This is a genomic window from Sorangium sp. So ce124 (assembly GCF_051525235.1).
Taxonomy (GTDB): domain Bacteria; phylum Myxococcota_A; class Polyangia; order Polyangiales; family Polyangiaceae; genus Sorangium; species Sorangium atrum.
The window spans coordinates 3,627,776-3,641,915 of record NZ_CP150312.1 but is presented as its reverse complement, the minus strand read 5'-3'; the positions used below and the strand labels follow the sequence as shown (position 1 = coordinate 3,641,915).

Annotated in this window: 11 protein-coding genes; 8 read left to right on the top strand and 3 right to left on the bottom strand. The window is 67.8% G+C overall.

The window, feature by feature from the left end; translation table 11 throughout:
• Positions 1-586 precede the first annotated feature (586 nt).
• Together pepN and WMF19_RS13860 are read left to right on the top strand one after the other, a co-directional pair.
• Positions 587-3,202, top strand: coding sequence for an aminopeptidase N (gene pepN / locus WMF19_RS13865; protein ID WP_437899552.1), 2,616 nt, complete (start codon positions 587-589; stop codon positions 3,200-3,202).
• Between the two features lie 35 nt (positions 3,203-3,237).
• The gene (locus WMF19_RS13860; RefSeq protein WP_437899551.1) at positions 3,238-3,885 is read left to right on the top strand and encodes a class I SAM-dependent methyltransferase; all 648 of its coding nucleotides are present in this window, start codon (positions 3,238-3,240) and stop codon (positions 3,883-3,885) included.
• 274 nt (positions 3,886-4,159) lie between these two features.
• Here WMF19_RS13860 and WMF19_RS13855 read toward each other — a convergent pair whose 3' ends face one another.
• A complete protein-coding gene (locus tag WMF19_RS13855) occupies positions 4,160-4,759 on the bottom strand; it encodes a hypothetical protein (RefSeq protein WP_437899550.1) in 600 nt (199 codons plus the stop codon).
• Between the two features lie 788 nt (positions 4,760-5,547).
• On the opposite strand from WMF19_RS13855, the gene WMF19_RS13850 reads away from it, so the two are divergent.
• The 5 genes from WMF19_RS13850 (at position 5,548) to WMF19_RS13830 (ending at position 11,872) form a co-directional block, all read left to right on the top strand.
• Positions 5,548-7,353: a hypothetical protein gene (locus tag WMF19_RS13850; RefSeq protein ID WP_437899549.1), complete on the top strand. Its 1,806-nt coding sequence runs from the start codon at positions 5,548-5,550 to the stop codon at positions 7,351-7,353.
• 34 nt (positions 7,354-7,387) lie between these two features.
• The gene (locus WMF19_RS13845) at positions 7,388-8,587 is read left to right on the top strand and encodes a phosphatidylserine decarboxylase (RefSeq protein ID WP_437899548.1); all 1,200 of its coding nucleotides are present in this window, start codon (positions 7,388-7,390) and stop codon (positions 8,585-8,587) included.
• 238 nt (positions 8,588-8,825) lie between these two features.
• Positions 8,826-9,356, top strand: a complete 531-nt coding sequence (locus WMF19_RS13840; protein WP_437899547.1) for a hypothetical protein — start codon at positions 8,826-8,828, stop codon at positions 9,354-9,356.
• An 81-nt stretch (positions 9,357-9,437) separates the two neighbouring features.
• The gene (locus WMF19_RS13835) at positions 9,438-11,066 is read left to right on the top strand and encodes a tyrosinase family protein (RefSeq protein ID WP_437899546.1); all 1,629 of its coding nucleotides are present in this window, start codon (positions 9,438-9,440) and stop codon (positions 11,064-11,066) included.
• Positions 11,067-11,290: 224 nt separating this feature from the next.
• Positions 11,291-11,872: an AidA/PixA family protein gene (locus WMF19_RS13830; protein WP_437899545.1), complete on the top strand. Its 582-nt coding sequence runs from the start codon at positions 11,291-11,293 to the stop codon at positions 11,870-11,872.
• A 475-nt stretch (positions 11,873-12,347) separates the two neighbouring features.
• On the opposite strand, the gene WMF19_RS13825 is transcribed toward WMF19_RS13830, so the two are convergent.
• Positions 12,348-12,788: a CBS domain-containing protein gene (locus WMF19_RS13825; RefSeq protein WP_437899544.1), complete on the bottom strand. Its 441-nt coding sequence runs from the start codon at positions 12,786-12,788 to the stop codon at positions 12,348-12,350.
• A gap of 204 nt (positions 12,789-12,992) precedes the next feature.
• On the opposite strand from WMF19_RS13825, the gene WMF19_RS13820 reads away from it, so the two are divergent.
• Positions 12,993-13,526, top strand: a complete 534-nt coding sequence (locus WMF19_RS13820; protein ID WP_437899543.1) for an N-acetyltransferase family protein — start codon at positions 12,993-12,995, stop codon at positions 13,524-13,526.
• A gap of 88 nt (positions 13,527-13,614) precedes the next feature.
• Here WMF19_RS13820 and WMF19_RS13815 read toward each other — a convergent pair whose 3' ends face one another.
• The gene (locus WMF19_RS13815) at positions 13,615-14,034 is read right to left on the bottom strand and encodes a hypothetical protein (protein WP_437329064.1); all 420 of its coding nucleotides are present in this window, start codon (positions 14,032-14,034) and stop codon (positions 13,615-13,617) included.
• Positions 14,035-14,140: the final 106 nt, after the last annotated feature.

Sequence of the window (14,140 nt, the reverse complement as noted above, 5' to 3'; positions counted from 1 at the left end):
GCCCCGGCCAGCGCTCTGCGCTGCGGTCTGGAGGGGTCCGGCGTCCCGGCCAGCGCTCTGCATTGCGGTCTGGAGGGGTCCGGACCCCCCTTCTGGCACAAAAAGGAGAGTGATCAAGGACTCTTTGGCACAGAATTTCGTCGAAGAATGCGTTTTCTGGCACAATTTTGCCCTAAAAATCGCTCCACCGAGCGTTATCGAGGGGTCCGGACCCCGGTGTGTCGCAATGCATTGCGTTGGTGCCAGTGCCAGACCCCCTTCAACTGGCACAGAAAAGCGCCATGCTGGCACAGAACCAGGACGCGCCGCTCCCTCCGGAAGCCGCCCGCGGCGTCGGCTCCCCAACCTGGGTCGGCTCCCCAACCTGGGTCGGCTCCCCAACCTGGGTCGGCTCCCCAACCTGGGTCGGCTCCCCAACCTGGGTCGGCTCCCCAACCTGGGTCGGCTCCCTCGGTTTCCTCGCCCCCCGTCCCCTCGCCTGGCCGCCCGGCAACCGCCTCTCTCCCGCGCCTCGCGGCGGGGCGGCGCTCGCGACAGCGGCAGATCGCTGGCCACCCTCCGGCGGTTCGTCCTACGGTGTGCAGTCATGACGGAGACGACCGGCGGCCCTGGACGGGACGTGCTCACCCAGACAGAGGCCGAGGAGCGCGCCGCGCGCATCGGCAATGCGCGCTACGAGCTCTCCCTCGACCTCTCGCGCGACGCCCGCGGTTACCGCGGCGAGGCGATCGCCTACTTCGACGTCCGCGGCCACGGCGACACGTTCATCGACTTCCGCGGCCGGCGCATCGAGCGGCTCGAGATCAACGGCGTCGAGGTCGAGCCCGCGTGGTCCGACTGCCGCATCGTCCTCCCGGGGCGGCTGCTCGCCCCGGAGACGCGCGTGCGCGTCGTCTACGAGAACGACTACGATCACACCGGAGACGGCTTCCATCACTTCCGCGACCCGGAGGACGGCGAGGACTACGTCTACTCGGACCTCGAGCCGTTCAGCGCGCACCGCGTGTTCCCCTGCTTCGATCAGCCGGACATCAAGGCGAGCTACAGGCTCTCCGTCACCGCGCCCGAGGACTGGGAGGTCATCGGCAACGCCCGCGTAAGCCGCACGTTCGGCGCGGGCCTCGGCCGCATGACGCGGGTGTTCGAGGAGACGACCCGGTTCAGCACCTACGTCTTCGCGCTGATCGCCGGCCCGTACAGCGGCGTCCGCGACGAGCACCGCGGGATCCCCCTCGGGCTCTACTGCCGCAGGTCGCTCGCGAGGCACCTCGACGCCGAGGAGCTCTTCACGATCACGAAGCAGGGCTTCGACTTCTACCCGGAGTTCTTCGACTACCCCTACCCCTTCAGCAAGTACGACCAGGTCTTCGTCCCGGAGTTCAACGCCGGGGCCATGGAGAACGTCGGCGCCGTGACCCACAGCGAGCGCATGATCTTCCGGGACCCGCCGACGGACCACCAGCGCCTCACGCGCGCGGAGGTGCTCCTCCACGAGATGGCCCACATGTGGTTCGGCAACCTCGTGACCATGCGGTGGTGGAACGATCTCTGGCTGAACGAGAGCTTCGCCACGTACATGGCCTTCCTCGCGATGGACCAGGCGACCCGGTTCAAGCCGGCCGCGTGGAAGGCGTTCAACGTCATGAAGAGCTGGGCCTACCGGCAGGACCAGCTCGTGACGACGCACCCCATCGCCGGGGAGCTCGCCGACACGGAGCAGACGTTCCTCAACTTCGACGGCATCACGTACGGCAAGGGCGCCGCCGCGATGAAGCAGCTCGTCGCGGCGATCGGCCTCCCGGCCTTCCGCGAGGGGATGCGCCGGTACTTCAAGCGCTACCAGTACGGCAACGCGACGCTGCGCGAGTTCCTGTCCGCGCTGGAGGAGGGCTCCGGCCGCGACCTCGGCGCGTGGTCGCGCCTCTGGCTCGAGCGGGCGTCCCTCAACACGCTGACGGCCGAGTGGGAGCCCGAGGGCGACCGCATCGGCCGGCTCCGCGTGCTGCAGACGGCGCCGGCCGACTACCCGACCCTCCGGCCGCACCGCATCGACGTCGCGCTCGCGCGCGAGGAGGACGGCGCGCTCGTCGTCGACTCCGTCCCCGCGGAGATCGACGGCGCGGCGACCGAGGTCGCCGCCGCGCGGGGGCAGCGGGCGCCGCTCCTCGTGTTCCCCAACCACAACGATCTCACGTTCGCGAAGATCGCGCTCGACCCGGCCTCGCTCGCGTTCGTGCGCGAGCACATGGGCCGCGTGGAGGATCCGCTCCTGCGCCAGCTGCTCTGGTCGTCGCTCTGGAGCATGGTGCGCGACCAGAAGCTCGCCTCCCCCGCGTACCTCGCGCTGGTGAGGGACAAGCTGCCCGCCGAGCCGGACCTCTCGCTCGTCGACCCGGTGCTCACGAACGCGGCGACGGCGCTCGCGCGCTACGTGCCGGATCCGCTGCGCGAGGCCGAGGCGAGCGCGTTCACGGGCCTCGCCCTCGCGGCCCTGCGGGCGGCCCCCCGCGGCGACGCGCAGATCGTGTGGGCGCGGGCGCTCTTCAACGCGGCGTACTCCGCGCCGGATCTCGCGCTGGCCGCGCGCCTCGCGGACGGCGAGATCGAGGTGGATGGCCTCGAGATCGACCAGGAGATGCGCTGGACGGTCGCCGTGAAGTGGATCGCGCGCGGCATGAAGGGCGCGGAGGAGCGGCTCGCGGCCGAGCGCGAGCGCGACCCGTCCGATCGCGGGCAGCGCGCCGCGCTGCGCGCCGAGACGGCGCGGCCGGATCCGGCGGCGAAGGCCGCGGCGTGGGCGCGCTTCCACGAGGACGGGTACGGCTCGCTGCACCTCACCGGCGCGGCCATGTCGGGCTTCAACTGGTCGTTCCAGCGCGCGCTGCTCGAGCCGTACGCGCAGGCGTTCTTCGAGCGGGTGCAGCAGGTCTTCGAGGCGCGGACGCACGAGTTCGCGTCCGCGTACTTCACCCATCTGTTCCCCTCGTACCGCGTCGATCGGGACCTCCTCGCCCGCGCGGAGGCGCGGACCGCGGCGCTCGGGCGGGCCCCGGACGGCGCGCCGGCGACGCCGCGGCTGCCGATGCTGGTCCGGATGCTCCGCGAGGCGAGCGACGACCTCGTGCGGGCGCTCGCCTGCCGGGAGCTCGCGGCGGCGAGCGCCGAGGGGCACCGCCCGGGGGGCGGGGGCGCCCCCGGCTGAGCGAGGAACCCAGGAGAGCGGCGCTCGAGGCGACGATGATCGTGCAGCTCGGCAAGACGTCCCTCCCGTGGACGCGCGCGGACCTCGAGGCGAAGCTCGCCGGCCACGCGCGCGTCCTCATCGACGTCGGCACGGGCGACGGCCGCTTCGTGTACCGCTCGGCCGGCGCCCACCCCGACACGTACTGCATCGGCGTCGATCCCGCGGGGGAGCGGATGCGCGAGGTGTCGTGGCGCGCCAGCCGCAAGGTCGCCCGAGGCGGCCGGCCGAACGCGCTCTTCGTGGTCGCGTCCGTGCAAGCGCTGCCCGAGGAGCTCACCGGGCTCGCCCACACCCTCACGCTCAATTTCCCCTGGGCCTCACTGCTCTCAGCCCTCGTGCTGCCCGAGGCGCCGGTGATCGAGGCGCTGCGCCGGCTCGTCCGGCCGGGCGGGGAGCTCATCGCGCTGCTCAACCAGAGCGTCTTCGACGACCGGCCCTACGCGGCGCGCCTCGGGCTCCCCGAGCTCTCCGAAGCGTGGGTCGACGACGCGCTGCGCCCCGCCTACCGCGCCGCGGGCTTCGAGATCCGGGCGAACGAGATCGTCGAGGGGGACATGCCGCACCAGACCAGCTGGGGACAGCACCTCACGCTGGCGTCGGGCCGGAGGACGCGCCTGCTCACGGCCGAGGCGATAGGCTGAGCACCGGCAGCCGTTCACCAGCTCGAACTCGCGGAGCAGCCGCCTGCGCTCGATGAACGAGCTGGTGCGGATCTGCCCCATCGAGTCGCCGTACCCGCCGGAGCTCAGGTTGGTGCCTTGGCGGTCGATGTGGACCACCGGCCCGAGCTCCGGTGGTCCATCGAAGTAGAACGCGCGCAGCAGCTTCGCGCCTCGCCTCGTCGTCGATCGTGGTCAGGTCCGACAAGAAGCAAGGGGCGTCCTCGGGCGGCCCGGCTGACGCCGGCGCCCGTGGTCACTGCGGTGCTGCGATCGTGATCGAGGGATCGAACCAGTAGTTACCGATATACTCTCCGCCGATCGAGCAATAGAACTCGAGGCCGTACTGCAGCACGCCCGCGGTGGCGAGCGCCGGAACGAGGATGTACGGGTTGCGCTTCACAGGCGAAGTCAGGTTCGCGTCGTGGCGGGTGACCAGGTAATTGGTGTTGTCATTCTCCGGCGCCCACGGAGAGTTCGAACCGGTGACATAGTCATAACCATACGAGTTGACGCGAGTGTCCCGGAAGCTGACGTCTCCGATGACCGCATCCCCGCCGGTGAGGTCACCGAGGGTAATCGGATTGGACTGCCAGGTCATCGCGACGAAACCCACCGGGGCGCAAGCCACGCCGATGTTGGAGTTCGAGTCCTGGACGGAGATGAGGACCTCCTCATTGAAGTACACAGTCACGGGAGTGTCCCCGCTCTGGTTGGTGTAGGTATTGGGGTCGTTTCCTCTCCCGTACTTGAGAGGGGGGTGCGGCCCCGGATAATTCTGGGGATTGCCAAACTGGCCTCCAGGATTCTGCTTGAGAGCATTGCTATCGATCAGAAAAATGATGTGCATTGTCATGTTGTTCTCTTCTGTTCCTGGGGGTTTACCGCGCAGACCTGGTACGTAGGCGCGGCAGCAGCGCTCCCCTGAGCCAGGTAGCATCGCCTGCGCGCCTCGCCTCGCTGGCGCAGCGTCGAGAGCAAGACGAGCAAGCGACGTGCCACCTGGACCGGCCCTTCGGGCCCCCAGCGCAAGGGCGCTTCTTCCGCAGGAGCCACCCGCAGGCGCCTGGTCGTCCGACCTTCCGGGCACGCCTCGCCGCCGTCGTCGCGCTGCCGGCCTTACCTCCCGTAGGGAAGCGCCGCTTCATTTCGGGACGCAAGGGCTCGTCGCCCCCGCGCCGGTCCCGCCCGACGCGCCTGCCGCATGTCCACCTGGATCCATGGCGGCGTTCCACCGGTCGGATCGACCCGAGATCGCCATGAAGCCTCCCAGAGGGCCGCGTCGAGCCGTCCAACGGCGGCTGGCATCGTCATTGCAACATTCACATCACGGTGGTTGCCCTTGGCCAGGAACCGAACCTCGGCCAATCCGAACCCGAAACTTCAAATCCTCGATATGCAGGAAGCGCAGCGATCATGACAAGATTCTCTCGAATGCTCAGAGCGGCGACGGCCTTTCCATTCATCGCGGGTGGAGCGATGGCCACGATGGATTGCTCTTCGAGCGGCCTGACGAAAGACCCCCAGCAACCGCCGACGTCGGATGCAGCAGCGCAGCCGGGCGCTCACGCAGATCTGGCGAAGAACGTCCTGGCGGCGGCTCAAAATGGCCTGCCTCAGTCGCTGCCGCGGCCAAGCAGCCTGGTGTACAGCGCCCAGTTTGCCTGGCAGCAGTTCCTCGCTTTGAACCGCGTCGCTGCGCAGCCGGACGGCCAGACAATCCAGCGAGGGACCGCCCAGAGCGATGCTCTCGGACAATCGAATGATCTCCTGGTCTGGCAGACCTATGCCCACAAGACCGAGCTACGGCCCAATGGACCGCTCACGCTCCCCTGGGACAAGCTGGGCATGCCCACGTACACGAATGCTTACCAGGTGACGCTCTCGAAGGGGACCGCCGATGCACAACTGGGCCTCTGGAATAACCTCGACGAGGATAGCGAGATCGCCTCCTGCCAGATCTTCGGCCAGTACGCGCAGCAGCCGCGCCCCCGGAGGCAAGATTCGCTGATCTTGTTCGAGGCGAAGGTGAACCGGGACGAGTACGAGCACATCCGCCAGAACTACCCTGATCAGAACACGGGCAACGTCGGCGATCCCGCCAATTGCGGTGGGACCGGAGCCCACGGGAGCCTGTGCGAAGCCCAGCTCAACGCGCGGAACGACATACGGAACGGGAAGTACGACCATGCGGCTCAATGCAGCTGCCCGCCAGGTCAAGCGATCTGCCTCCCCTGCGCCGACGGCACGAACGAGGGGGCGATCGAGATCAAGGCCGCATGGCGAAAGCTGCTGCCGTCCGAGAAGGCCACCCAGTATTACACCTCCAAGGCCGTCTACTATCAAGACGAATACGATCCGGCGTCGCAGACCTACAAATACAAGTACTACAACGACACGTTCGCGCTGATAGGGCTTCATATCATCAGAAAGCTGCAGAATTACCCGGACTTCGTCTTCACCTCCTTCGAGCACGTCGGAGAGGCGAATGCAGGCGACGAGTACGTCACGCTCGACGGCGACGGAGCGGAGACGTCGGCGCCGACGCCCGCGACCCGGCAGAGCCCTGATCCCAATACGGATCGCACCAGGAACCACGCGATCCCCGCGGACATCCAGAAGGTGAACGACCTCATGCGCCAGCAGCTGCAAGGCTTCAGCTCGGTCTGGGCGAACTACCAGCTCGTCGGCGTGCAGGCCGACGTGACCGACTGCGAGATCACCGGCGCTCCTCCCCCGAAGGCGAACCCCACCGACTCGGATGCCACCAAGATGGCCGCAGGGCTGGCCTGCATCAGCGCGCAGGACGGCAGCGCGGCCAAGTGCCTGCAGGATAATGCCAATTACTACATGGCCAACCTGTTCGTCGAGACGGACCCGTTCCTCAACAACTTCAGCGGCCCAGGCTTCGGCGGCAACACGTTCGGGAACTGCGACAACACCGTGTACAACAAAACAACGTACGACATGGGAGGCTGCAAGGGATGCCACGGCGTCGCGCAGACCGCGTTCGGGACTGACTTCAGCTTCCTGCTCGACTTCGGCAACGGCAAGCCGGGTGTGGCGCCGGATACGCTCCAGCCGCCGTATGCCGAGCTCCAAGGGTTGAGGGTCTCGTCGAGCAAGGCCAGCGCCACGCCCGTACCAGGCTCCGGGCAGGTGTGTGCGTCCTTGACCGACTCCTTGACCGACCCCTCGACCGACAAGTGCCTCGACTACTGTAGACACCAGTGCGAGACGAAGGCTTGCATCGCTTATAACGCCAGCAAGGCGGGTTGCGAGCTCTTCACCCCGGACGTGCCGATGTCGTCGCTGTCGCTGGCTGACGCTCAGGGGTACTTCGCCCTCCTCGCGCCGGGGACGATCCGCCCTCCCACGATCAAGACCGGACAGCCGCAGAAGGCGGTCTTCCCCGGTGGGTATCTCCATCGCTCCAGTCGCAAACACTGAGTCTAACCTCGACAACGTTCCCAAGGAGCCAGCCATGGCGATCCAGCAGACCAATCAGCAGATTCCGCTCACGCCCGCGATGCGTGAATTGATCGACGAGCTCAAGCGCCTCATGGCCAACCCCGTGATCGAGGCGGCGTTCAACGAGGCCGTCGCGCACGTGCAGCCCTTCGTGGAGGACGGGTCGAAGAACCCGTGGGTCGGAGCGACCGCCGAGTACTTCGTGCGCTACTTCGAGCAGTGGTTCACGTTTCTGCCCGAGCCCACGGGAGGCCTGGGGAAGATCGTACCCTTCACCTACTTCTACCTCAACAACAAGTCCGCGTTCGCCTTCCTGAACACGTTCAAGAGCCGCACGACGAGCAGGGAGTACACGACCGAGATCTTCAACTGGACCGTCAAATTCATCAAGGAGCGGGGGCGGTTCATGGACTCTCGGGAGTCGCTCAAGTTCATCGAGGCCTGGCTGAAGGATCCCGGGACTCACATCGAGGACTTCATCGTCCCCGAGGGTGGCTTCAAGTCCTTCAACGAGTTCTTCACGCGCAGGCTCAACCCCGCGAGGAATCCCCGGCCCATCGCGGCGCCTGACGACGGCTCGGTGCTCGTGGCGTCCGCCGACTCGGAGATCAACTTCATCCTCTCGGACCTCACGCTGACGAAGAAGCTCGACGTGAAGTCACGTCAGCTCAACATCACGCAGCTCCTGAACGGGTCGAAGTACGCAGCGAAGTTCGAGGGCGGCACGGCCGTCTCCTGCGTCCTCATGCCCCCCAACTACCATCGCTACCACGCTCCTGCCTCCGGCCGGATCGTCGAGGGGGTGGAGGTGCCTGGAATCTACAACGGCATCATGGACGGGGATCACTGGTTCAACACCATCTTCAACGTCGGCGAGAGCACGACGGACTTCAGCATCTTCGAGGACTTTCATCGCTCCTACTTCGTCATCAAGACCGAAAAACACGGGTACATCGCCGTCATTCCGGTCGGTCTGAACACGATCAGCGCGATGTACCCGTCGCTCGTCAACAACCGGTCGACCCTGGTCCCGGTCGGAGGCGAGCCGGTCCCGGTCAAGAAGGGCGACGAGCTCGGGCACTTCGCGTACGGCGGCTCTCTGAACATCCTGCTCTTCCAGAAGGGCGTGTTCAACGCCGTTTCGGTCCTGATGGGGAGCCGCCTTGGCTCGCTGGGCACGCCGTCCACCCCGGAGGCATTCCCGAGGACCTGAGGAGTCGAGCAGGGCCGCGCTCTCACGACGGCACACGTGAGACAAACGAGCTCCAGCGCGGCCCCAGGGCGGCTTCGGGGCGGTCGATCAGGACCTCGAAGGTCGAGGGCGTCTGAGCACGTTCTTTGCGCTTTGCGGGACGCGCCGCAGCGCGCGGCGAGGCCGTTGCGCTCGACTCGCACCGGAAGGCCGCCTCGCCGCGCCGGACCATCCGCGAAGCACCACCGGGAGACCCACGATGGCGATCAAGGAGAGACCGAGCCTCACGGATTCCTCGCCCCCGGGGTGCACCTGCGGGCGCGCTGCTCCTTCGCCGCGCTCGTCCGGCGCCTCCACGCTGGCCAGGCGCGCCGGCCGGCACCTCCCGCTCTTACCGGCCATCGCGCTGGTGCTGCTCCCGAAGTGCCCTTTGTGCGTGGCGGCCTACCTCGGGATCGTGGGCTCGCTCGGCGCCAGCGCCTGGCTGCGCGACGCATGGGGGCTGCCGCTCGGCGCCGGGCTGCTGGCCTTCGCGCTCGGCGCGCTCGTGCTGCGCGCGCTGGCGAGCCAGGACTACCGCCCCATGCTCGCAGGCCTCGCGGGCGCGTCGGCCGTGCTCGGGGGCAAGTTCTGGCTCGACGCGCCGCCTCTCCTCTACGCGGGCGCTCTGCTCCTCATCGGCGCCTCGCTCTGGAGCGTACACCTCGCCTCCCGGACGACGGGGCCGTCCCCCTCACAAGACGGTGCGGCGGAGGGAGCGCAGGGCTCGTCGCTGCCTTCGCCGCCGTGAAGCACGGAGCGCGCGGAGAGCCCCGCGCCGCTCCGATACCGTACAGATTAGGCTCGCTCTGACAGAAGAAAAGGCGCTGACATGACCACAGGGATACGGCAGTCCATCTATGTCCTCCAGCAAGAGTACGCCAAGGGAAACACGAAGCCCCTTGAAGACGTGCTCTATGCCTGGAGGGGCATCCAGCAGCTCGGCCCGCGTGAATGGAACTCGTTCTTCGCCTTGGGGGGCCTCCACGGAGAGCCTTTCTTGCTGCGACGCGCGGTCGATCGACTGCCGCCGGAGGACACATACGCCTACTGGGGAGGGTACTGCAACCACGGCAACATCCTGTTCCCGACCTGGCACAGAGCATACCTTTACTGCATGGAGAAGGCGCTGCAAAGCATCGTACCGGGCGTGATGCTGCCCTTCTGGGACGAGACGGACGACTACTCTCTCCATCAGGGCGTCCCGTCCATTTTTACCCAGCCGACGGTCGACCTCCCGAGCTACGGCCTGATGGGTATCCCCAACCCGCTGCGATCGTTCACCCTGCCCATCTCGGTCTCCGACAACTACTGGGGGGACCAGAACGCAAATGCCGACGAGGCGCACCCGTACTACAAGCGGGCCGGCTACACGACCGTGCGGTACCCGCTCTCGGGGCTGGTGGGCAACTTCGGGGACTCCGAGCTGACGTACGCCCACAACCAGAAGTATCCCGACCAGAACACGAACGACACGCTGCTCAACAACAACATCATGGCCTGGCTGAACGGCCCCGAGCCCACGGTTCCACCTCCTCCCGAGGGCGCCAACCTCTACGCATCGTACAGGGCGTGTCTATTCGCGCCGAACTACGTGGTCTTCTCCAACACGACCTCGGCGGCGGCCTGGAACGCGGATATCCCCCCCCATCAGCCCATGGTGGTGCCCCTGGAGGACCCCCACAACGACCTCCACCTGGCCGTCGGCGGGTTCGACGCGCCGCAGATAGCTGCTGGTGGCACGGGGCTGGTCACCGGCTCGAACGGGGACATGGGAGAGAACAACACGTCCTCCTTCGATCCGATCTTCTTTTTTCACCACTGCAACATCGACCGCATGTTCTGGCTCTGGCAGAAGCTGCATGGCCAAACCACGGCGCTCGAAATCTCCGACGACATGACAGACTACCCGGGCACCAGCTCGAACGACCTGCAAGGGCCGACCCCCGGCGTCCCGCCCGGCACTCAGCTGACCCTCGGTGGAACCGCGCTCAAGCCGTTTAAGAGCCCGCTCACGAGCAAGCCCTACGTCAGCACGGACTGCGTGGACATCGAGAACCAGCTCGGCTACACCTATGGGCCAGGCTCATTCGACGATCTATCGCTCAATGACCAGGCCCGCGAGGCAGCGGTAAAGCCCGGGTTCAGCGCCAAGAAGCTCATGGTCAGGGGCATCGATCGCGCCCTGTTCCAGGGGTCGTTCCTGCTGACGGCGCACGCGACCGTGGCGGGCGACGGCGGCAAGACCAAGGAATACTACCTGGGCTACCACTCTGTCTTGAGCCGTTACAGCGTGAGCAACTGCGCGAACTGCCGCACTCACCTCGAGATCATCGCCCACTTCTCCCTGAAGAACATGCCGGAGGACGAGGTCGATCGCGCGATCTTCACCGTGAAGGTTCACCATCGCGGGTCGGTGCTCCCTGCCGGCTTGAAGACCGTTCTCAAGATCCGCGGCTGACGGTCGGCGCCGGCGCTCATGGTGAGGATGGGCGCCCGCGCCTGCGTCAATCCGCGGCGCCCCCGCGTCGGCGATGGCCCGCCCGCGGCGCGACGGCGAGGGCGCGCTCACGGCTCGACGATGGCGCTGTCCTGACCGCCCGCCGGGAGTCTCGACCCGGGGCGGGCAGGCAGAGGGGCGCGGGATCTCGGGTTCGCGAGGATCGAACAAGCATGGAGGACCCAGTGCGCAATCATTCTGATGACATCAACAAGGATGCTACCGAGACGGTCGATCTCACGATCGTCGTCGACACAATCTCGCTCTCCAGCGAGCCAAGCTCGACGCCAGATAACCCGGCGGGGTGCGACCATCGTTACGCGTTCATGATCACTGACACGAAGCACGCTGTGGGCGGCAACGGGACCGCCGATCTGAACCTGCAGGCAGCGACCGGCGACACGCTCCGGATCTGGGCGAGCTCCGTGAGCCACCAGGTCGAGGAGGAGGTCTTCATCTACGACTTCGTGCACTGGGATCCGGAGGGCAAGACCAGCACAGTCGGCGTCCTGAGCACGGACGGGATGAGATACCGGTCGTTCCCCAAGATCGTGAATGTGCCGCAGGATGGGCAGGACAACCACGAGCCGCCCAAGGTTTCGGCCAGATCGATAGACGTCAACTGCGCCGAGATCGACGTCAACAACTACGGCACGGAGTGGTTCATGGTGAGGTTCGTGGTGTACGGCCCGCTGCCGGACGGGGAAGGTGCTCGGCCGGTGAAAGGATACTACCAATGGGATCCTTCGATCACGGTCAATCATTGACGGTCCCCTCCAGCGAATACACCGGCTGATGGCAGGCGACGGGTGCAGCGGGCTGTGCTCGCTCGAAATGCAGGGCAGCAGCGGCCAGGGCGACTCGGGCGTCGGGGGCGCTCGCGGCAGCCATCGACGGCCAGCCGGGCAAACATCGCCCCGCAGGCGCGATCCACGCGCCGACATGAGGCTGCCGTTCTAGACGACCCTGGACGACCGGAGCGGCCCCGAGGATGAGCGGGAACGAGGCGGGCCTCGCCGCTCTCGGCGCTCGTGCTGCCCGAGGCGCCGGGGCTCGAGGCGCTGCGCCGGATCGAGGCGCGATCGGCCGCGCAGCGCCGGGGTGAAGGCACCGCGAAGCGCGCCGGCGGCGCCGCGGCACGCGCGGCCGCCGCGGCGGGCGATGCGCGGGGCGAGGGCGAGCGTCGCAGGTTCGTCGCCCGCGCCGCGCGCCGCCGCGAAGCTCGGGCTATCGCCCGGCGAGCTATCGCATGCTTCCGTGCTGCACGGCCTCGCGCTCGGTCACCCGGCGGACGGTCTGCGCGGTGTGCCTGTCGTCCTCGCTCTGCGCGATATCCGACAGGCTGATGATGCCGACCAGGCGGCCGTCCGCCTCGGTGCACAGGACGCGCGACTTGTGGTGCTGCCCCATCAGCTGCTCCGCGCGCTGCACGTCGTCGTCGGGCCGGCACGCGACCACCCCGCTCGTCATGACGTCGCCCGCCTTCGTGCTCAGCGGCCGGTTGTGGGCCAGCACCCGGATGGCGAGGTCACGGTCCGTCAGCGCCCCCAGCACCCTCCCGGCGCTGTCGCAGACAGGAAGGAAGCCGACGTTCGCGTCGCGCATCTTGCACGCGGCCGTCTGGATGGTGTCGTCGGCCAGGACGCTCTGGATGTCTTGCTTCATGATCTCCTTGCACAGCATGGTTCCCTCCTTCGGTTCCTTTTGCAGCGCCCGGTAGCGTCACAGCGCACAAAAGGACCTTAGGGGACCGTCGCGGGCGAGGGATGGAGCATCATGATGAATGCGGCGTCGGGCACCGCTTGATCGCGCCTCCGGCCGGCGAGCGCGCCGGGCGGCGCCCTGGCGGAGCGCCGCGGCGCCAGCCAAGCTGAGGTGCGAGACACCATGTCAGAGCGGATCACAGGGGCGGTCATCCGCCGGGCGCAGCCGGCAGACGCGGCCGTCATCGCGCGCATCGAGGTCGACTCCTGGCAGGCGGCCTACCTGGGCCTGATCCCGGCGGCCGATCTCAACGCCCTCTCCGTGCCGGCGCGCGAGGCGAGCTGGCGGCGCATCCTCAGCCGCGACCCCGCGACCGGGACGCGGACCTGGATGCTCTGCGCCGAGGGCGCCGGGCTCGGCTTCGCGAGCGCCGGGCCGACGCGCGACGACGACGGCCCAGGTGACGTCGGCGAGCTCTACACGATCTACCTCCTGCCCGCCGCGTGGGGGCGCGGGCTCGGCGCCGCGCTGCTCGACACGGCGCAGGCCGACCTGGCCCGGCGCCGCCACAGGACCATGACGATCTGGGTCCTCGAGGGGAACACCCGCGCGCGCCGCTTCTACGAGCTCTCCGGCTTCACCCGCGACGGCGCGCGGCGGTGGGCGCGGGTCGGCGCCGGCAGCCTCCCGGAGATCCGCTACCGGCGAGCGCTGTAGCGCGCCCCGGATGCCGGATGCCACGCCGAGGGCGGCGCCGGCGCGTGGGCCAGCGACCAGCGACGCCCTGGGCCCCAGCGCGCCGGCGCTAGCCGAAGCGCACGACGATGCTGCTGTAGCCGCCCCGCGGGTCGTACTGGGAGGTGATCTTTCCCCAGGGATACTCGTACGGCGGCGCGCCGAGGATCGACGCCAGCCAGGCGTCGTGGCTGGCCTTGCGCTCCGCCTCCTCCTTCTCGGACCAGTCGTTCCAGAACGCCTTCGACTCGGCGCCGACCTCGAACAGCTCGACCCACGCGATCTTGCCGCTGCAGAAGTGCAGCGTGATGCGGAAGGTCCGGAAGCCGATGCGCTGGCGCGACGTCCGGTATCCGCTCCACGGCTGCGTCTCGCTCAGGGCGTTGGCCATCCGCGCGAGCGGCGACGACAAGAACTGCGCTTCCGAGTACGAGGGTCCGATGCGAAGCCCGGATGTGAGCTCGATCTCGCCCGTCTGTCGATGGATCATCCAGCCCTCCGACCGCTCGGAGCAGCATACACCACGGCTCGCGGATCGGCGCGGCTCAGCCGAGCCCCGCCGACGTCCGCGCGTGACAGTCACGCGAAGACCCGAT